This is a genomic window from Kribbella sp. DT2 (genome assembly GCF_049844575.1).
Lineage (GTDB): Bacteria > Actinomycetota > Actinomycetes > Propionibacteriales > Kribbellaceae > Kribbella.
In genome coordinates this window covers 229,718-247,364 of record NZ_JBNCLH010000006.1, presented here as the reverse complement: position 1 = coordinate 247,364, position 17,647 = coordinate 229,718, and the positions used below count along the sequence as shown (strand labels likewise).

Here is a 17,647-nt window from a genome sequence, read left to right as displayed (position 1 = left end):
GACAGTTTTCACACTCCGTCGTAGTAGCGCTCGATCGCCTCGTAGTCGACTGAGCTGTCAGGCTTCATGCCGAGCGCCTCGTACTTCTTGCGGCGGGCGCGCATGTCCGCCAGGAGGATGGCCCGGGCGTGCACGGCGACCTCCTCGGCCACCTCGGCCGGTACGACGATGATGCCGTCGTCGTCGCAGCCGATCATGTCGCCGGGGCTGACCTGGGTGCCGCCGCAGGCGATCGTCGCCTGGGTCTCGACGACCTTGATCCGGCCCGGGATGATCGTCCGCCCGCGGGCACGGGAGGCGATCGGCGTGCGCTGGGCGACGATCTCGGCGGTGTCGCGGCAGTACCCGTCGGTGACGATCCCGGCCGCGCCGTTCTGCAGCGCCCCCATCCCGTTCTCGGACCCCCAGAAGCCGACCTCCTTGCCGCCGCCGGCGTCCATCACCACCACGTGCCCCGGCGCGAGGTCGCCCGGCAGCTTCACGTTGCCGGTCTCCTCGAACCAGATCCGGTGCGCCTCGACGATGTCCTGGGTGTTGTCCAGCTTCCACATCGGCCGGTTCGAGGGGACCGCGCGGATCGTCGCCGCCGGGCCCCAGAACTTCATCCCCAGCCACAGCGGCCGCACGTCCGGGGACATCAGCCCGATGTCGAAGTAGCCGATCCCGTCGAGCGCGTCGGCGACGTCCACCACCCGCAGGTGCTGGTACAGGCTGCTCAGATCGTTGGCGTTGGCTGTTTCGGTCACAGTCACAGGGAGACCTTTCGGTTGATCCGGTAGTAGTCGGCGGCCGTACCTCCGAGCACGGCCGCGAGTTCGTCCTCGTTCTGCACCACTTGCTCCAGCGCGGCACGCAACCTGCCCCACGCTTCGCCGTACGACGCTCGCAGCAGCACCACGGGCCAGTTGCTCGCAACCATCAGCCGGTCGGGGCCGAAGCAGTCGACGACCCACGCGAGATACCGCTCGAGCTCCGGCCACTCGTCCAGCTCGGTCAGCAGATCGATCCCGAGCGACACCTTCATCCCCACCCGCGGACACCCGGCCAGCTGCCGAACCTGCCCCGCCCACGGCTCCCATCCCCCGCTGTCGATAAGAGGCCGCCCCAGATGATCGACGACGATCCGCAACTCAGGCACTGCATCCGCCAGCCCGAGCACTGCCTTGGTCTGCTCGGCAGTCACCGGTACGACGTCCCAAGCAACCCCCGCCGCAGCCAGCTCACGGAACAGGTCGACGGTCGATGGCTCGGAGAGCCAATCCAGCGGGTCCCGTCCAACGAGGCACCGAACGCCGCTGAATGCCCCCGCAAACCACCCGAGTCCGCCGGCCCCGCCCCCGGCGGGGCCGGCGGGCGGGGTGAGGGAGGTGGGGTGGGGGTGGGAGGTGGGGTGGGGGTGGGAGGTGGGGTGGAGGTGGGAGGAGCCGCCGCCCCCGACGACGCTTCGCTCGCCGGAGGTGCTCGCGCCGGCGCCCAGGGCGGTAGCCTCGGCGATGCTTCGCTCGCCGGAGACGCCTGGGCCGGCGCCCGAACCCCGGCCCAAGTCGGCGTTGGCGCCCTGGCCAGCATCCGCGCCCAGGATGACCCCGGCGACGCTTCGCTCGCCGGAGGTGCTCGCGCCGGCGCCCAGGGCGGTAGCCTCGGCGACGCTTCGCTTGCCGGCGGCGGTGCCCGGGGCGGCTGCCTCGGCGGCACCCTGCTTGCCGGAGATGAGGTCGGCGACTCGGTCGATCTCCTGGCGTGCCGCCTGCGGGTCTGACAACGGCAACCAGCCGACTACTGCACCGACGTACGGCGTCTCGGCGTACGCCAGCAGGCGGTCGTTCTCGGCGGGCTCGTCGACGGACTGGATGAGGACTGTGCGGTCGACGCCCGCCTGCGTCAGTTCGGTGGCGAGGTCCGTAGGGGTGAAGTCTCGGGCGAGCTCGTCGTGGCGGTGGTCTCGCCAGGGGTGCTCCTGGGCGGCGACCTGCCAGAAGTGGTGGTGGGCGTCGACGATCATCGGCCCTCCCACTCGATGTCCTCGTGGGCCAGGAACGCTTTGACGCCAGCCCGGAAGTCGCGGCTGGCGTAGACCTCGGCGAGCACGTCCTCGCCGTCGGCGAAGGCGCCGTCGCGGAGGATGCGGCGGTCGAACTCCTTCATCGACGCGAGCGTCAGCGGCGCGTTGGCGCAGATGACCGCCAGCAGCTTCTCGACGCGTTCGTCGAGATCCTCTCGTTCGACGACCTCGGTGACGAAGCCGGCGATCGCGGCCTCGGACGACGGCATCAGGCCGGCGGTCAGCAACAGAGCCATCGTCCGCCCGGCGCCCAGGCGTTGCTGGAGGCGGGCGATGACGAGCGGCGGGAGCGTGTTGCCGAGGGTGCGGGCGACCGGAGCGCCGAAGACCGCGTCGGGGGTGGCGACGACGAGGTCGCAGCACGCGGCGAGCGCGAGGCCCGCGCCGACGGCCGGCCCTTGGACCACCCCGACCACCGGCACACGGACCCGCAGCAAGCTCGTCAGCACCGCGGCGATCCGCCGCTCGTACTCGACGCCCTGTTCCCCCGTCGTGAAGTCCGCGAACTGCCGGATGTCCGTCCCCGCCGCGAACGCCTTCCCACCGGCGCCGCGCAGCACGACGACCCTGATCCCCCGGTCCTCGGCGACCAGCGCCTCGATGGACGACAACCCCTCGTACATGGCCCAGGTGATGGCATTACGCCGTTCAGGGTTGGACAGAGTGAGCCGCAGTACGGCGCCGTCGCGGTCGATCTCCAGCCCGCTCATTCGCCCAGCACCTCGTCCGTGTGCTCGCCCAGCAGTGGTGGGTGCCTTCGGATCCTCGCCGGCGTCCCGCTCAACCGCACCGGCGACCCGAGCACCCGCACCTTCCCCTCCACCGGATGATCGATCTCCTGCACCATCCCCCGCGCCCGGACGTGCGGGTCCTCATCCAGCACGTAGGCGTAGTCCCGGATCGGCCCAGCAGGCACCCCGGCAGCCAGCAGCAACGCGACCCATTCGTCCGTCGTCGCCGCGGCCAGCCGTTCCTCCAGTACGCCGGCCAGTTCGTCGCGGTGAGCCATCCGGTCGGTGTTCGTCAGGAATCGTTCGTCGGTGAGCAAGTCGGTGACCTCCAGTGCGGTACAGAGTCGTTGCCAAAGGCGCTCGTTGTTCGCCCCCAGCGTGAGGTGACCGTCCTTCGTCCGCAACGCCTGGTACGGCGCGGACATCCGGTTCGCCGACCCGAGCGGCTGCGGGACCTGCCCGGTCGCCCAGTACTCGGTCGACTCCCACACCGACATCGCGAGCGCGGCCTCGAACAGCGACGTCTCGACGTACTGCCCCACCCCGGTCCGCTCCCGGGCGTGCACGGCGGACACGATCCCGAAGGCGCAGAACAGCCCCGCCCCGAGGTCACCCACCGGCAGCCCCGACTTCATCGGCTGACCGCCGGCCGCGCCGGTGATGCTCATCACGCCCGACATCGCCTGCGCGATCAGGTCGTAGCCCGGCCGGTCGGCGTACGGGCCGGTCTGGCCGAAGCCGGAGACGCTGGCGTAGATCAGTCGTGGGTTGAGCGCGGCCAGCGTCTCGTAGTCGACTCCGAGCCGCTTGGTCACGCCGGGCCGGAAGTTCTCCACCACGATGTCCGCGCCCAGCACCAGCCGCCGGAACGACGCGAGCCCGTCGTCCGACTTCAGGTCCAGTACGACGCTGCGCTTGTTCCGGTTCAGCGCCAGGAACGCCCTGCTGTCCTCGCCGTGCACCGCGTAGCCCCACGACCGGCGGGTCTGGTCGCCGGTGGCCGGGTTCTCGATCTTGATCACGTCCGCGCCGAGGTCGGCCAGCAGCATCGTGCAGAACGGCCCGGCCATCACCTGCGTCAGGTCGAGCACCCGCAACCCGTCCAGCGCACCTGCGGGACCGTCGGCTCCCGCCGTACCAGCTGTCTGCGCCGTGTCCGTCATCAGCCGCCCAGTCCGGCGTTCGCCTCGGTGAAGAACGAGTCGGCCGCCTGCTGCACGGTCTTCTTGCCGAACGCGACCTCCTCGTACGCCCGCGTGTACGCCGACTCGAACGTTGCCTGGTACCCCGGCGGGTACAGGATCGTCGGCGGCTTCTTCTCCACGATCTGCGCATACAGCTCCAGCTCGTGCTTCTTCAGCGCGGGCAGCGCCGGGTCGTCGATCTGGGCCTGCAGCACCTTGGTGTTGGTGGCCGCGCCGTTGTCGGACTTGAACGACTTGCCGGCCTCCAGGTCGTTGGTGAAGAAGTCGATGAACGCCGCCGCGGTCGGCACGTTGTCGCAGTTTGTCGGGATCGCGAAGCCCGAGGTGAAGATCGCGTTGCCCGACCCGCTCGGTCCGGACGGCATCGGCAGCGTGGTCAGCTTCTGCCCGCCGGCCTTCCCGGTCAGCGTCGCCGAGGCCGGCGTCAGCGCGTTGCCCGGCATGCTGTCGGTCATCAACCGGCCCTGCGCGATGAAGTTCTGCTCGGCGCCCTCGGGCTCGTCGGCCTGCGCGTCGGCGCCCATCGTGACGCCGTCCTTGCGCAGCTTCTCCCACATCTCCCAGTACTCGACCAGCGACTCCTTGGTGAAGCCGAGCTTGCCGTCGTCGGTGAACAACTGCTTGCCGTTGGCAAGCTGGTAGGCGATGAAGTAGTTCGGTACGCCGCCGCGCGAGCCCGAGGCGAAGACGCCCGCGGGCAGCTTGCCCTTGGTCGCGGCCATCCAGTCGGTGTACTTCTTCCAGTCGTAGCCCTCCGGCGGCAGCCCGACCCCGGCCTGCTGGGCGAGCGTCTCGTTCACGCCGACCGCGTCGTACGCGGCTCCGTACGGCAGGAAGTAGAGCTTGCCGTCCGGTCCGCGGCCGGTGTCGACGACCTCCTTGGGGATGTCGTCGACCTTGATCGCGCCGGACTCGATCATCGGGTCGAGCGGCAGCAGCACCTTGCGCTTGGTGTAGTCGTTGACCTGCCGGCCCTGCAACTGCATCACGCAGGGCAGCGTCTTGCTGGACGCCTGGATGTTCAGCTTGTTGAAGTAGTTGCCGAAGTCGGCGTTCTGCCGGTCGATCGTCACGCCCGGGTGGGCCTTGATGAACATGTCCGCGACCGCATTGGTCTTGGCCGCCCGGCTCGCGCCTCCCCAGAAGGTGAGCTGCAGGCTGCCGGTCACGTCCCCCTTGCCGTCCTGCGCGGCCGCGTCGCCGCCGGCGGTGTCGCCGACCGACGTACCGTTGCATCCGGCAACCACCATCAGCGCGGCCGTCGCGAGCGCCGCCGTACTCAGTCGTCGTTTCATCGAAGTTCTCCAGTCACTTGAGGCCGGTGGTGGCGACGCCCTCGATCAGCAGCTTCTGCGCCCCCAGGAAGAAGCCGACGATCGGGGCCAGGGCGAGCGTGGACATCGCGAACAGCGAGCCGTACGCCGATTCGCCGGTGACGTCCAGGAACGAGTTCAGGCCGAGCGAGACCGTCCACAGCTCGGGCCGGTTCAGGTAGAGCAGCGGGCCGAGGAAGTCGTTCCAGCTCGCGATGAACGTGAACAGCGCGGTGGTGCCGAGCGCCGGCAGGGCCAGCGGCATGATGATCCGGGTGAAGGTGCGCCAGTGCCCGCAGCCGTCGATCCGGGCCGCGTCGTCGAGCTCGCGCGGCAGGGTCCGGATGAACTGGACCATCAAGAAGATGAAGAACGCCTCGACGCCGAGCCACTTCGGCACGACCAGCGGGAGGTAGGTGTTCATCCAGGCCAGCTCGTTGAACAAGATGTACTGCGGCACCAAAGTGACGTGATAGGGCAACAACATCGTTGCCAGCAGCACCCCGAACAGGATCCGCTTGAACGGGAACTCCAGCCGCGCGAACGCGTAGGCGGTCAGCGAGCAGGAGACCAGGTTGCCGACGATCGACAGCCCGGTGATCGCGATCGAGTTCAGGAAGTAGCGGGAGAAGTTGAGCTGTCCCGCGCTCCAGCCGTGCTTGTAGTTGTCGAGCGTGTAGTTCTTCGAGAACAGCCCGAGGCTGTTCATCACCTCGGCCGACGGCCGGAACGACGCCGCCACCATCCACACGACCGGGTAGAGCATCACGATCAGTACGCCGATCAGCAGCGCGTGGCGCAGCAGACCGATCACCAGCGGGTTCCTGGTCGCGCGCTTGCCGAAGAACGGCCGGGCGCCCACCGACACGGCGGTCATCGCTCGTCCCCGTAGTACACCCAGCGCTTGGCGGTCAGGAACAAGAACCCGGTGAACAGCCCCAGTACGACGACCAGCGCCCACGCCATCGCCGACGCGTAGCCCATCTTCAGCTCCGCGAACCCCTGCTGGTACAGGTACAACGTGTAGAACAGCGTCGAGTCGGCCGGCCCGCCCGACCCGCGGCTGACCACGAACGCCCCGGTGAACGCCTGGAACGCGTGGATCGTGTCGAGCAGCAGGTTGAAGAAGATCAGCGGCGTCATCAGCGGCAGCGTGACGCTGAAGAACCGGCGGATCGGCCCGGCGCCGTCGACCGCGGCCGCCTCGTGCAGCTCGGCCGGCACCTGGCGCAGCCCGGCGAGGAAGATGATCATCGTCGCGCCGAACGCCCACAGGTTCAGCGTCACGATCGTCCACAGCGCCGTCCCGGGACTACCGACCCAGCTGCCGTGGGTGATGCCGAACAGCGCCAGCACCTGGTTCACCAGCCCGGTGCTGCCGAAGATCTGCCGCCAGAGCACCGCGATCGCGACGCTCGCGCCCATCAGAGACGGCAGGTAGAACAGTGCGCGGTAGCCGGAGAGGAACTTGATGCCCTTGTTCAGCAGCAGCGCGAGGATCATCGAGACGACCAGCAGCAGCGGGACCGACACCCCGACGTACAGGAGGGTGACCTTGACCGACGAGAGGTACCGCGGATCGGCGGTGAACATCCGGCGGAAGTTGTCGAGCCCGATCCACTGCGGCGCGCTGAGCAGGTCGTAGCTGGTGAACGCGAGGTAGGCCGAGTAGAGCATCGGCCCGATCGTCAGCAGCACGATGCCGACCAGCCACGGGCTCAGGAAGAGGTAGGCCGTCAGTCCTTCACGGCCGGTGCGGGTGTTCTTCATGTCGCGCTGCCTTTCCGCGCGTGCGCCTCGACCTGGTCGGCCAGATGCTGGGCGAGCAGACCGGCGACAGGAACCTGTACGTCGGACTCGCGCGCGGCGGCGACGACGTCCCACAGGTCCTTGCTCCACGGCCGGCTCCGCACCGGCGTACCGGCTGCGTCGTACGCCGCGGCAACCCGGTCGAAGAAGCCCCAGTTGCGGGTGATCCACGAGTCGCCCGTGCTGGTCGCGACCGCGTCGAGCACGGTCTGCTCCGGTACGCCGTACGCGCCGGCCAGCTCGAGCCCCTCCTGCACTCCCGCGAGCGCGGCGAACATCATCAACTGGTTCGCCAGCTTCACCGCCGCACCCGCGCCCGCGGGTCCGACGTGGAGAACGCTCTCGGCGACGGAGTCCAGCACCGGTCGCGCTTGCTCCAGCACCTCGGCCCGGCCACCGGCCATCACCGTGAGAGAACCAGTGAGCGCTCTCTCCGCTCCCCCGCTGACCGGTGCGTCGAGCAGCCCGATCCCGCGGACCTCCGCCTGCAGCGCCAGCTGCTTGGCGGTCGCCGGAAGGATCGTGCTGTGGATCAGCACGACTGATCCCGCCGCCAGTAGCGGGACCAGCTCGTCCAGGATCTCGGTGACCGCTTCGTCGTCGGGGACCGCCAGCGCGATCACCCCGCAGTCGTTCAGCGCCGATGGTTCGCTCACGGCGTCCAGCCCGTCAGCTCGCCCGGGATCCTGGTCGTAGACCTTCAGCGACCAGCCGTCCCGCTGCAGGGACTCGGCCATCGGCCGGCCCAGATTGCCCAGCCCGATGAAGCCGATGGTGGTGTTGCGGTTGATGTCTTGGGCCACGAACACGCCTCCAGTCCGTCCCGGCAGCTGTCTATGAACTATTGTCTACAATAGATAGTCGACGCCCACAAGATCTCAGGGAAGAATGACCGCCATGACAGAGCACCAGCTGCAGTCGCCCAGCCTCGTGCAGCTCGCCGCCAACGCGATCCGCCGGATGATCCTGGCCGGGGAGCTGGCCGAGGGCGAGCGGCTGATCGAGGAGCGGCTCACCGAGCAGCTCGGGATCAGCCGTCCTCCCCTGCGGGAGGCGCTGCGGGTGCTGGAGCAGGAAGGGCTGATCGTCACCCGGCCGCGGCGCGGCTCGATGGTCGCCACGCTCACCGACCAGGACGTCTTCGAGATCCTCACCCTGCGCTCGGCGCTGGAGCGGCTGGCGGTCGAGCTAGGCGTCCCGGTCGAGGTGCCCGAGCGGCTCGAGGTCGCCCAGGACGCCCTGCTGGAGATGGAACGCTGCGCCGCCGCCGAGGACCGCGGCAGCCTGGTCCAGGCCGGGTACAAGTTCCATTCGTCGCTGGTCGCGCTCGCCGGTCACCGCCGGCTCGAAGAGGCCTACGCGTCCGTGCAGCAGCAGCTCCTGCTGTGCATGGCCCGCAACCTCTACGCCCGCGAGCACTTCTACGAGGACCTGCACGAGCACGTCGCCCGGCACCGCAAGCTGCTCGACCTGGTCGAGGCCGGCGACCCGGCCGCCGTACTGGCCGAGCTCGCGGTGCACGGGGAGCGCTCGTTCAACGAGATTCAGAGCAACGTCGGCAGTCGCGAGGCCAGCAGCTCGTAGTCGCGCAGGCTGTTGTAGGCGTGCGCCGACAGCCGGACGAAGATCCGCTCGTCGAACCCGGTCAGCGTGATCTCGGCCTTCAGCTCCCGCGACACCCGGATCTTGAACGACTCCCCCGCCTCCGACGACCGCTGGGCGCTGAACGGGATCTCCACCAGCCGTATCGTCGCGGCCGGGTGCACGATGTCGGGCAGGTCGGTGCCGAGCGCCTTCGCGAGCACCTGCGCGCCCTCGTCGATCAGCGACGAGAGCTGCGGACGGCGGACCGGCCAGTCGAGGTCGGCCAGCACCCGCAGCGACTCGGGCGCCGCGATCCAGGGCGTGTAGTCGAACGTGCCCTGCATGTCGAAGCGCTCGGGCAGGCGTTCGTCGTACTCGGACCAGGACACGATCAGCGGGAGCGTCGCCTCGCGCCATTTCTCCGCGACCACCAGCCCGGCGGTCCCGCGCGGCGCGGCCGGCCACTTGTGGAAGTTGCCGGTCCAGAAGTCGGCGCCGTCCTCGGCCGGGTTGTCGAGCAGCGCCGGGGCGTGCGCGCCGTCGACGATCACCGGGATGCCGTCGCAGGCCTCGACCAGGCGGCGGATCGGGAACACCATCGCGGTCGCGGAGCTGATCTGGTCGACGACCAGCGCCGCCGTCCGCTCGTCGAGCTCGGCGCGGACCGCCGCGACGACCGAGTCGTCGTCGGCCTCCAGCGGTACGTCGACCACGACCACCTCGGCCTGGTGAGCCCGGGCGAAGCGCTCGGCGGCGTACCGCACCGCGCCGTAGGTGTGGTCGGTCAGCACGATCCGGCTGCCGGGCCCGATCGGGATCGCGCCGAGCGCGGCGGTCACGCCGGCGCTCGCGTTCGGCACCAGGGCGAAGCCGGCGGGGTCGGTGCCGAGGAACCGGGCGAGCTCCAGGCGGCTCGCGGTCAACCGGTCGGCGACCGACCGGAACCAGAGCATCGGATTGGCCTCGGTCTCGGTCCGTAGCCTGGCCAGCAGCTCCTGCGTCCGGCGCGGAACAGCGCCGTACGAGCCGTGGTTCAGGTGCAGGACGTCGGGGTCGAGGGACCACAGGTCGGGGCGGGGGCTGAGATCCATCACCGTTACCACGGTACATAATCTGGCCTGTGTACCCCTACCTCGACCACGACGGGCCGATCGCGATGGCCCACCGCGGTGGCGCGTTGCACCCGGACAACCTCGGCTACGAGAACTCGCTGCGCGCCTTCGCGCACGCGGTGAAACTCGGCTACCGCTACCTCGAGACCGACCTGCACGCGACCAGCGACGGGGTCGTCGTCGCGTTCCACGACCACCGGCTCGACCGGGTCACGGACCGGACCGGCGTGATCGCCGAGCTGCCCTGGTCGGAGGTCAGCAAGGCCCGGATCAACGGGCACGAACCGATCCCGCTGCTCACCGACGTCCTGGAGGAGTTCCCGGACGTCCGGCTCAACCTGGACATCAAGGCCGACAACGGCGTCGGTCCGGCGGCCGCCGTACTGCGGGAGGCCGGTGCGATCGACCGGGTCTGCGTGTCCTCGTTCTCCCAGGCCCGGGTGCAGCGCGTACGGCGTGAGCTCGGGCCGCGACTGGCGACCGGGTTCGGGCAGAACGAGATCGCCCGGCTGCGGTTCGCGCCGTTCCGGCTCTCGTCGCCGGGGGCGTGCCTGCAGATCCCCGAGGTCTACGGGCGGCTGCGCGTGCTCACCCCGGGGTTGCTGCGCCGGGCGCATGCCCTGGGCAAGCAGGTGCACGTCTGGACGATCGACGACCCGGCCGCGATGCACCGGCTGCTCGACGCGGGGGTCGACGGGATCTTCACCGACCGGACCGACCTGCTGCGCGACGTACTGATCGAGCGTGGGCAGTGGCTCTAGTCAGGAACTGAAAGTGTTATCGATAGGTCCACCGAACGACGCTTTCACCTGACACACTCCTGCGCATGGGATTTCTGTCGGCCCCGGCGGCCGTCGACAAGCGGGAGTACTGGGGCTTCAGCCTGTACGACTGGGCCAACTCCGGCTACGTGACGACCACCGGCACCGTGCTGTTCGCGCCGTACCTGACATCGGTCGCCGAGCAGGCGGCCTGCGGCCGGGTCGGGACCACCGACAACCCGTGCCAGACCAACCTGGACGTGCTCGGACTCGGCATCTCGCCGGGCTCGCTGGCCTTCTACGTCGTCACGGTCGCGACGCTGTTCTCGGCGCTGTTCCTGCCGATCGTCGGCGCGATCGCCGACCGGTCGCCGCGCAAGAAGCTGCTGATGTGCGGCTTCGCCTGGGCCGGCGCGATCGCGGCCAGCTCGATGGTCTTCGTCACGGGCGGGAACTGGGCGCTCGGCGCGTTGCTGCTGTTCGTCGGGAACCTGTGCCTGGGTTCGTCGATGGTGGTCTACGACTCGATCCTGATCGACATCGCGCCACCGGACTCCCGTGACGACGTGTCCTCACGGGCCTGGGCGTTCGGCTACCTCGGTGGGTTCATCCTGCTGGCGATCAACCTCGGCGTGGTCACCGCCCACGACGCGCTCGGCATGAGCCAGGGCACGGCGGTCCGGCTGAGTCTGCTCAGCGCGGGACTGTGGTGGGGGTTGTTCACGTTCATCCCGTTCGTCAAGCTGCGCAACCGGCCGCCGACCGCCGTGGTCCAGGTGCGCAGCGGGTCGATGATCCGGCAGAGCTTCGGGCAGCTCGGCGCGACGCTGCAGCACCTGCGCCTGTACCCGATGACGCTGCTGTTCCTGGTCGCCTACCTGTTCTTCAACGACGGGATCCAGACCGTCATCTCGGTCTCCTCGACGTACGGCGAGAAGCAGCTCGGGTTCGAGACCCAGGTGCTGATCATGACCATCCTGCTGGTCCAGTTCGTCGCGTTCTTCGGCGCGATCGGCTTCGGCCGGTTCGCCCGCCGCTACGGGTCGCACCGCACGATCATGGGCGGCCTGGTGGTCTGGATGGTGATCGTGATCGCCGGCTTCACGCTGCCCGAGAAGCAGATCGTCCCGTTCCTCGCGATGGGCGTCGCGATCGGCATCGTGCTCGGCGGCACCCAGGCGCTGTCCCGGTCGGCGTTCAGCCAGCTGATCCCGAAGGGCCGCGAGGCCGAGTACTTCAGCCTGTACCAGGCCGGAGAGCGGGGCACGTCGTGGCTCGGCACCCTCGTCTTCGGCCTGGTCCATCAGATCACCGGTTCCTACCGCCCGGCGATCGTGGCGCTCGGCCTGTTCTTCCTGATCGGGCTGATCCTGCTCTCCCGCGTCGACATGCGCCGCGGCATCACCGAGGCCGGCAACGCCCAACCCACGCTGGTCTAGCGCGGCGACGCCGACGGGTTCGGGGTCCGCCCGAATCCGGTGATCCCGCCTGGCGATACCGCCGACCGACTGCGGCGCCCCCACCGGTTTCACCCACTCCACACCCGCTCCCAACGCCCTCCCCGCTCCACCGCTCCACGCCTCGCCACCCCGCTGCCCTCGCCACCCCGCACGCATCTTTGTGCACCGCCCAGCCACAATTCGGTCGTGTTCGTGACTGACCGGATGCTCAAAAGAGTCATCCGCCCGGGGACACCATCATCATCACTGTGCTCAAAGTGAAGATTCCGTGGCGGGTCGGGGCTTCGGAGTACCGAAGGACAGGAGGTCACCCGTGGTGCACCTGGGCTCCCTGCGCACTCGCGGAAGAAAGATCCCTGCGAGCCCGCAGACCTCCTGTCCGTCGGTACCATCCGGCGTTCGCACGCCAGGTTCGTGCTGGCTGGTGACCTCCACCGGCGCCGGGACGTTCGTGTCAGTGGCGAATCAGCTCAGCGGGGTGAGGGTGAGGCGTTCGGGGTCCGCCCGAATCCGGCGATCCCGCCCTGCCGGACGGTCCGCGCGGTCAGCGTCCCGTCGGCGTTCTCGCCGCTCACCACCACCTGCTCCCCTGCCTTCAAGTCCGTCGCCGACCCCTTGCTGCTGATCTCGTACGACGTGTCGCCGGTGAGCTTCACCGTCACGTCACCGGTCTGGGTCTTCACGACGAGCTTGCCGTCGGCCGCCGACACCACCGTGCCGACCGCCGCGTTCCCGGCGCCGGGGCCGCCGCCCTGACCTCCTTGTCCCCCGCCCTGGCCCCGGAACCCGCCGTACCCGCCGGCGCCTCGTCCGGCCTGCGGCGTCGGGCTGTCGGACGCGAAGGCCGCGTGCAGCCCGGCCCCACCCGCCAGCCCGATCGCGAGAACGACGACACCGCTCAGCACAGCCGTTGCCACCGGCAACTTGAGCGTCTTCTTCGGCTTCAGCGCCTCGTCGACCTCCTGGTCGGACCCGATCTGGGCGAAGTCGTCGTCGGGAGTCTGGTTACTCATCACGAACCTCTCTTACTCGTGCCGCAAGGCATCGATGGGACGGAGACCGGCCGCGCGGTGCGCCGGCATGCTGCCGAAGAAGAGCCCGACGGCCGCGGAGACGCCGAACGCGAGCGCGATCGACGACGGCACCAGCACCGGCCGGACGCCGGCCAGCTCGAACCGGCTGACCACCAGCGCGGCGGCCACCCCGACCGCGCCGCCGATCAGGCTGAGCAGCGTCGCCTCGATCAGGAACTGGCCGAGGATCGCCCGCCGCCGCGCGCCGAGCGCCTTGCGGATCCCGATCTCCCGGGTCCGCTCGGTGACCGTGACGAGCATGATGTTGGTGACACCGATCCCGCCGACGACCAGGCTGATCGCCGCCACCGTCGCGAGCAGCGCGGTGAACGTCGCGGCGGTGTCCTGACTGGTCTGCAGGATCTGCGCCGAGTTCGTGATCCGGAACGGTGAGGTCTGCGTCGCCGGGACCTGGTGCCTGGCCGCGAGCAGCTGCGTCACCTCGGCCTGCGCGACGTCGACCCGGTCCTTGCTCGCGGCCTGGACGACGATCTGGTTCAGCGCGCCGTACCCGGCCTGGGTCGACCGCAGCGTGCTGATCGGTACGACGACCGCCGCGTTCGGGTCGGCGAACCCGGTGCTGTCCTTGCTCGCCAGCACCCCCAGTACGACGAAGTCGACCGCGCCCAGCTTGACGGTCTGGCCGACCGCGGCCGCCGGGCGCGTGAACAGCTCGCTCGCGGCCGTCTGGCCGAGCAGGATCACCCGCGCCGAGGAGTCCACGTCCTGCTGGGTGAACGCGCGGCCGGTCCCGACCGGGGTGTTCGTCGCGGGCAGATACTCGGGCGTCGTACCGATCACCTGGTTGACGGTGTAGCTGGTGTCGCCGTTGGTCGCCGTACCGGTGCTGGTCATCACAGGAGCGACAGCGGCGATGTCGGGTGCGAGGCGGTCATCGGCCAGGGCTTCGGCGTCGGCCGTGGTCAGCGCGTACTGCTGCGCGGACGGACCGGCCTGACCGCGCGCGAAGCCGCCGCCTCCGCCGGTGGTCGAGACGGTCAAGAGGTTGGTGCCCATGGCCTCCAGCTGGTCCTGCACGGCCTTCCCCGAACCGTTGCCGACCGCAACGAGCACGATGACGGCGCCGACCCCGATCGAGACGCCGAGCACGGTGAGCAGCGAGCGCAGCTTGTTCGCGCCGAGACCGCGCAGCGCGGCCCCGAACAGGTCGCGGGGTGACATCAGCGCGTCACCTCGTCGACGACGATCCGGCCGTCGGACACCTGGATCAACCGTCGCGCGCGCCGGGCCACCTCGTCCTCGTGGGTGATCACGACCACCGTCCGGCCCTCGGCGTTCAGCGCGTCGAACATGCCGAGCACCTCGTCGGTCGAGTGCGCGTCCAGGTTGCCGGTCGGCTCGTCGGCGAGCAGGATCCGCGGACCGGTCGCGAGCGCCCGAGCGATCGCGACACGTTGCTGCTGGCCGCCGGAAAGCTGGTTCGGGCGGTGGTCCTCGCGGTCCGCGAGGCCGACCAGCTCCAGTGCCCGGCGGGCTCGTGCGCGTCGTTCGGAGCGGCGGAGGTGGGCGTAGGTGAGCGGCAGCTCGACGTTCGCCAGCGCGCTGGTGCGCGGGATCAGGTTGAACGACTGGAAGACGAAACCGATCTTGCGCCCGCGGACGAGTGCCTGCTGGTCCTCCGACAGCCGCGCGACGTTCGTCCCGTCCAGCCAGTACTCGCCACGGCTCGGGACGTCCAGGCAGCCGAGGATGTTCATCAGCGTCGACTTGCCGGAGCCGGACGAGCCCATCACCGCGACGTAGTCGCCGGCGCGGACCTGCAGCGAGACTCCACGCAGCGCGTGCACGGCGGTCTCGCCCGCGCCGTACGTCTTCGAGACGTCCCGGATCTCGATCAGGGCGTCAGCGGCCACGGTTCGCACCCGCGCCCTGGCCACCCTGACCGCCCTGGCCGCCGCCGAAGCCGCCCGGGAGTTGGCCGCCCTGACCGCCCGGGAACTGCCCGGTCCGGCCCTGCCCGGCGCCGGTCGCCCCGATGGCACCCTGCAGCAGCTCGACCTGCTCGCCCTCGTCCAGGCCGGACTTGATCTCGGTGAAGCTCCCGCCCTGGACTCCGACCTGCACCTCGCGACTGGTGCCGTCGGCCAGCGTCACCGTGTGCGTCGTACCGGACGTCACGACCGCCGTACTGGGCACGTAGAGCGCGTTCGACGCCTTCGCGGTCTGTACGGCGACGTTCGCCGTCTGCCCGATCCGCGCGCCGGCCGGGAGCTTGGCGAGGCTGAAGGTCGCCGAGTACGACACGACGCCGTTGGTGGTGGTCGGCGTCGGCGAGACCGACACCAACGTCGCCGTCAGCGCGGTCCCCGGGTCGGCGTTGAGCGTGACCGTCGCGGACTGCTTCGCCTTGATCTTGATCGCGTCCGCCTCGGGAAACGCGGCAACCACCTGCAAGGACTTCAGATCAGCAAGGTCGACGAAGCCTGAGGTTGACGTAGAGGTTGAGGTCGTCGTACTACCGGTACCAGCGCCTGAACCTCCGGCAGTACCGGAGCTCGAACTACCGCCACCGGTCACCGAGCCGACCGAGCCGTTCAACGCGGTGATCGTGCCGGCGATCGGCGCGCGCAGCGTGGTCGCGGTGACTGCGTCCTGCGCGGCTTCGAGGTTCTGGTCTGCTTGTTCCTTGTCGGCCTTGGCCCGTGCCAGTGCCGACTTGGCGGTGGTCACCGCAACCTCAGGATTCTGCGTCTGCCCTTGACCGGTCGTCGGCGTGGCCGTTGCCGCTTCCGCGTCCTCGGCGGCCTGTTCGGCGTCGTCGAGCGACTCCGAGGCGGCGTCCACCGAGTTGTCCGCGGCGATCTGGTTCTGCTCGGCGATCCGGACCTGACGGTCGGCCGGCGCCGGGTCGATCTTGGCCAGGGCCGCGTTCTTCGCGACCACCTGGCCGACCTTCACGTAGACCGCGGTGACCGTCCCGGAGGTCGCGAACTGGGGCGACGCCGACTGCGAGCTCTGCAACGTGCCGCTCGAACTGACGCTCGCGACGACCTCCCCGCGGGTGACGGCGACGCTCGGGCGCGTCGTACCGGCCGCTTCGGACTCGTCGCGGAAGAACAGGAGGTAGGCGGCGACCGCGACGGCCAGGACCACCGCCACCAGGGCCACGTTGAGCAGGCTGAGGCCACGGAGTTTGTGGCGTGGGAGGACCATGGGGCCAGACGCTAGGGAGCGTTGCTGAGGAATGGATCGGGGCTTGCTGGCAACTGGCTGTGAATGCGGCTGCTCGTAACAGAGTGTGGTACGGGACACACAGTCATCTGTGAACACCCGATGACAACGGGTCACGACGGGCTTGTCAGGTGCGTACCTTGGCCTCGGGCATGCCAAAATGGGAATGATCCGAGCCGGCCGACCGTTGGCACGGATGACGAAATCTCGGAGGTTTGACATGTCTAATCGCGTTCTGCGTGGTTCGGGGCTGGGTGGGGTCAGCTTCGAGGACGACCGTGGTGTGGAGTTCGCGCCGCGCCAGATGATCACTTACGACTGCCCGCGCGGTCACGTGGTCGAGGTGACGATGGCGCACGACGCCGAGGTCCCCGCGATCTGGGAGTGCCCTCACTGCGGCAGCGAAGCCGCCCGTTCGACCGGAGAGAAGCCGGAGCCGAAGCAGGAGAAGCCCGCTCGTACGCACTGGGACATGCTGCGTGAGCGTCGGAGCATCTCCGAGCTCGAGGAGCTGCTCGCCGAGCGCGTCCAGCTGCTGCGCAACGGTGAGATCGGTCCGGCGCACCTGCACCGGGCCCGCAACACGACGGGCAAGCGCACCGCCTGACCCACAGCACGCTCGAACGGGCCGTTCCGCAGAGTCGCGGACGGCCCGTTCGCTGTGTTCCTGCTCACACCCCGGCTCCGCCCAGCGGATCCCATTTGAGGGGTTGACCCTCGGCGTTGTGGGTTGGCCGGTCGCATGAGCACCGCGAACCCACAACGCGAAGGGTTAACCCCTCAAATACGGGCCGGGGGGCGACGGGGTGCGTCAGCGGTCCTGGGGACGGGGTGGCTGGTCGGGGTCGACGACCTCGCCCTGGACGACGTTCTCGTCGTTGCGGCGGCGCTGCGCCTCGGTCTGGTCGGCGGTCGGCGGCCGGAAGGTGCCGGGCATGAAGCCGGTGATCGGGTTGCCGCCCATCTGCGCGACGATCCGCCGGCCCAGGAACGCCGACATCACCTTGCGCGCGAGCGGCCGGGTGAACGGCAGCACGAAGAAGAACCCGAAGATGTCCGTGACGAAGCCCGGGGTCAGCAGCAGCGTGCCGCCGACCAGCAGCAGGGCCGCGTCGGCGAGCTCCTTGCCGGGCATCCGGCCGGTGTCCAGCGCGCCCTGGAGCGCGGCGAACGCCCGCCGGCCCTCGCGCTTGATCAGCCACGCGCCGAGCGCGCTCTCCAGCAGCAGCAGGCCGACCGTCGGCCAGCCGCCGATCACCTGGCCGACCTGGATGATCACGTAGATCTCCACGATCGGGACCACCAGCAACGCCGCCGCGACGAACCAGGGCAACCGCTTCACATC

The 17,647-nt window shown here is 69.5% G+C and carries 18 protein-coding genes; 4 read left to right on the top strand and 14 right to left on the bottom strand.

Annotated features, from left to right (window positions below):
* Window positions 1–8 precede the first annotated feature (8 nt).
* The 8 genes from ACLQ2O_RS25735 to ACLQ2O_RS25700 are packed head-to-tail and all read right to left on the bottom strand — an operon-like array spanning window position 9 to window position 7,929.
* Window positions 9–752: an RraA family protein gene (locus ACLQ2O_RS25735; protein ID WP_425835732.1), complete on the bottom strand. Its 744-nt coding sequence runs from the start codon at window positions 750–752 to the stop codon at window positions 9–11.
* On the bottom strand, window positions 749–2,002 hold the full coding sequence (locus ACLQ2O_RS25730) for an amidohydrolase family protein (RefSeq protein WP_425835730.1): 1,254 nt from the start codon (window positions 2,000–2,002) through the stop codon (window positions 749–751). The genes ACLQ2O_RS25735 and ACLQ2O_RS25730 overlap by 4 nt, the downstream gene beginning before the upstream one ends.
* Window positions 1,999–2,772, bottom strand: coding sequence for an enoyl-CoA hydratase (locus tag ACLQ2O_RS25725; RefSeq protein WP_425835728.1), 774 nt, complete (start codon window positions 2,770–2,772; stop codon window positions 1,999–2,001). Before ACLQ2O_RS25725 ends, ACLQ2O_RS25730 begins: the two co-directional genes overlap by 4 nt.
* Complete coding sequence (locus ACLQ2O_RS25720; protein ID WP_425835726.1) at window positions 2,769–3,956, bottom strand: CaiB/BaiF CoA transferase family protein; 1,188 nt, start codon at window positions 3,954–3,956, stop codon at window positions 2,769–2,771. The genes ACLQ2O_RS25725 and ACLQ2O_RS25720 overlap by 4 nt, the downstream gene beginning before the upstream one ends.
* Window positions 3,956–5,293, bottom strand: coding sequence for an ABC transporter substrate-binding protein (locus ACLQ2O_RS25715; protein ID WP_425835724.1), 1,338 nt, complete (start codon window positions 5,291–5,293; stop codon window positions 3,956–3,958). Before ACLQ2O_RS25715 ends, ACLQ2O_RS25720 begins: the two co-directional genes overlap by 1 nt.
* Window positions 5,294–5,306: 13 nt before the next feature.
* Window positions 5,307–6,188 (bottom strand): carbohydrate ABC transporter permease, encoded by an 882-nt coding sequence (locus tag ACLQ2O_RS25710; protein ID WP_425835722.1) that lies wholly within the window; start codon window positions 6,186–6,188, stop codon window positions 5,307–5,309.
* Window positions 6,185–7,081, bottom strand: a complete 897-nt coding sequence (locus tag ACLQ2O_RS25705; RefSeq protein ID WP_425835720.1) for a carbohydrate ABC transporter permease — start codon at window positions 7,079–7,081, stop codon at window positions 6,185–6,187. The genes ACLQ2O_RS25710 and ACLQ2O_RS25705 overlap by 4 nt, the downstream gene beginning before the upstream one ends.
* Window positions 7,078–7,929, bottom strand: a complete 852-nt coding sequence (locus tag ACLQ2O_RS25700; protein ID WP_425835718.1) for an NAD(P)-dependent oxidoreductase — start codon at window positions 7,927–7,929, stop codon at window positions 7,078–7,080. Before ACLQ2O_RS25700 ends, ACLQ2O_RS25705 begins: the two co-directional genes overlap by 4 nt.
* An 88-nt stretch (window positions 7,930–8,017) precedes the next feature.
* Between ACLQ2O_RS25700 and ACLQ2O_RS25695 the strand changes: the two genes are divergently transcribed.
* Complete coding sequence (locus ACLQ2O_RS25695) at window positions 8,018–8,704, top strand: GntR family transcriptional regulator (RefSeq protein ID WP_425835716.1); 687 nt, start codon at window positions 8,018–8,020, stop codon at window positions 8,702–8,704.
* Here the strand turns inward: ACLQ2O_RS25695 and ACLQ2O_RS25690 are convergent.
* The gene (locus ACLQ2O_RS25690; protein WP_425836502.1) at window positions 8,665–9,795 is read right to left on the bottom strand and encodes an aminotransferase class V-fold PLP-dependent enzyme; all 1,131 of its coding nucleotides are present in this window, start codon (window positions 9,793–9,795) and stop codon (window positions 8,665–8,667) included. The genes ACLQ2O_RS25695 and ACLQ2O_RS25690 overlap by 40 nt on opposite strands.
* A 29-nt stretch (window positions 9,796–9,824) precedes the next feature.
* Here ACLQ2O_RS25690 and ACLQ2O_RS25685 point away from each other — a divergent pair, with 29 nt between their 5' ends.
* Window positions 9,825–10,577, top strand: coding sequence for a glycerophosphodiester phosphodiesterase (locus ACLQ2O_RS25685; protein ID WP_425835714.1), 753 nt, complete (start codon window positions 9,825–9,827; stop codon window positions 10,575–10,577).
* 65 nt (window positions 10,578–10,642) lie between these two features.
* Window positions 10,643–12,016 carry an MFS transporter gene (locus ACLQ2O_RS25680; protein ID WP_425835712.1) on the top strand — a complete coding sequence of 458 codons (1,374 nt, stop codon included), beginning with the start codon at window positions 10,643–10,645 and terminating at the stop codon, window positions 12,014–12,016.
* A 491-nt stretch (window positions 12,017–12,507) separates the two neighbouring features.
* Here the strand turns inward: ACLQ2O_RS25680 and ACLQ2O_RS25675 are convergent, their stop codons facing one another.
* From ACLQ2O_RS25675 to ACLQ2O_RS25660, 4 genes are read right to left on the bottom strand one after another with little or no spacing between them, the layout of a single operon-like run.
* Complete coding sequence (locus ACLQ2O_RS25675; RefSeq protein ID WP_425835710.1) at window positions 12,508–13,050, bottom strand: DUF5666 domain-containing protein; 543 nt, start codon at window positions 13,048–13,050, stop codon at window positions 12,508–12,510.
* 12 nt (window positions 13,051–13,062) lie between these two features.
* Window positions 13,063–14,292: an ABC transporter permease gene (locus ACLQ2O_RS25670; RefSeq protein WP_425835708.1), complete on the bottom strand. Its 1,230-nt coding sequence runs from the start codon at window positions 14,290–14,292 to the stop codon at window positions 13,063–13,065.
* Window positions 14,292–14,984: an ABC transporter ATP-binding protein gene (locus tag ACLQ2O_RS25665; RefSeq protein ID WP_425835705.1), complete on the bottom strand. Its 693-nt coding sequence runs from the start codon at window positions 14,982–14,984 to the stop codon at window positions 14,292–14,294. Before ACLQ2O_RS25665 ends, ACLQ2O_RS25670 begins: the two co-directional genes overlap by 1 nt.
* Entirely contained in the window at window positions 14,974–16,284 is a 1,311-nt protein-coding gene (locus ACLQ2O_RS25660; protein ID WP_425835703.1) for an efflux RND transporter periplasmic adaptor subunit, read from the bottom strand. The genes ACLQ2O_RS25665 and ACLQ2O_RS25660 overlap by 11 nt, the downstream gene beginning before the upstream one ends.
* Before the next feature lie 238 nt (window positions 16,285–16,522).
* Here ACLQ2O_RS25660 and ACLQ2O_RS25655 point away from each other — a divergent pair, with 238 nt between their 5' ends.
* The gene (locus ACLQ2O_RS25655; RefSeq protein WP_344172121.1) at window positions 16,523–16,909 is read left to right on the top strand and encodes an RNA polymerase-binding protein RbpA; all 387 of its coding nucleotides are present in this window, start codon (window positions 16,523–16,525) and stop codon (window positions 16,907–16,909) included.
* Between the two features lie 204 nt (window positions 16,910–17,113).
* Here ACLQ2O_RS25655 and ACLQ2O_RS25650 read toward each other — a convergent pair whose 3' ends face one another.
* Window positions 17,114–17,644 carry an FxsA family protein gene (locus ACLQ2O_RS25650; protein ID WP_425835701.1) on the bottom strand — a complete coding sequence of 177 codons (531 nt, stop codon included), beginning with the start codon at window positions 17,642–17,644 and terminating at the stop codon, window positions 17,114–17,116.
* Between the last annotated feature and the right edge of the window lie 3 nt (window positions 17,645–17,647).

What these genes read in the sequence shown, in the direction of transcription:
- ACLQ2O_RS25730 (WP_425835730.1), bottom strand. Translation starts at nt 2,002, where the DNA reads ATGATCGTCGACGCCCACCACCACTTCTGGCAGGTCGCCGCCCAGGAG.
- ACLQ2O_RS25725 (WP_425835728.1), bottom strand. Translation starts at nt 2,772, where the DNA reads ATGAGCGGGCTGGAGATCGACCGCGACGGCGCCGTACTGCGGCTCACT.
- ACLQ2O_RS25720 (WP_425835726.1), bottom strand. Translation starts at nt 3,956, where the DNA reads ATGACGGACACGGCGCAGACAGCTGGTACGGCGGGAGCCGACGGTCCC.
- ACLQ2O_RS25715 (WP_425835724.1), bottom strand. Translation starts at nt 5,293, where the DNA reads ATGAAACGACGACTGAGTACGGCGGCGCTCGCGACGGCCGCGCTGATG.
- ACLQ2O_RS25710 (WP_425835722.1), bottom strand. Translation starts at nt 6,188, where the DNA reads ATGACCGCCGTGTCGGTGGGCGCCCGGCCGTTCTTCGGCAAGCGCGCG.
- ACLQ2O_RS25705 (WP_425835720.1), bottom strand. Translation starts at nt 7,081, where the DNA reads ATGAAGAACACCCGCACCGGCCGTGAAGGACTGACGGCCTACCTCTTC.
- ACLQ2O_RS25695 (WP_425835716.1), top strand. Translation starts at nt 8,018, where the DNA reads ATGACAGAGCACCAGCTGCAGTCGCCCAGCCTCGTGCAGCTCGCCGCC.
- ACLQ2O_RS25690 (WP_425836502.1), bottom strand. Translation starts at nt 9,795, where the DNA reads ATGGATCTCAGCCCCCGCCCCGACCTGTGGTCCCTCGACCCCGACGTC.
- ACLQ2O_RS25680 (WP_425835712.1), top strand. Translation starts at nt 10,643, where the DNA reads ATGGGATTTCTGTCGGCCCCGGCGGCCGTCGACAAGCGGGAGTACTGG.
- ACLQ2O_RS25675 (WP_425835710.1), bottom strand. Translation starts at nt 13,050, where the DNA reads ATGAGTAACCAGACTCCCGACGACGACTTCGCCCAGATCGGGTCCGAC.
- ACLQ2O_RS25670 (WP_425835708.1), bottom strand. Translation starts at nt 14,292, where the DNA reads ATGTCACCCCGCGACCTGTTCGGGGCCGCGCTGCGCGGTCTCGGCGCG.
- ACLQ2O_RS25660 (WP_425835703.1), bottom strand. Translation starts at nt 16,284, where the DNA reads ATGGTCCTCCCACGCCACAAACTCCGTGGCCTCAGCCTGCTCAACGTG.
- ACLQ2O_RS25655 (WP_344172121.1), top strand. Translation starts at nt 16,523, where the DNA reads ATGTCTAATCGCGTTCTGCGTGGTTCGGGGCTGGGTGGGGTCAGCTTC.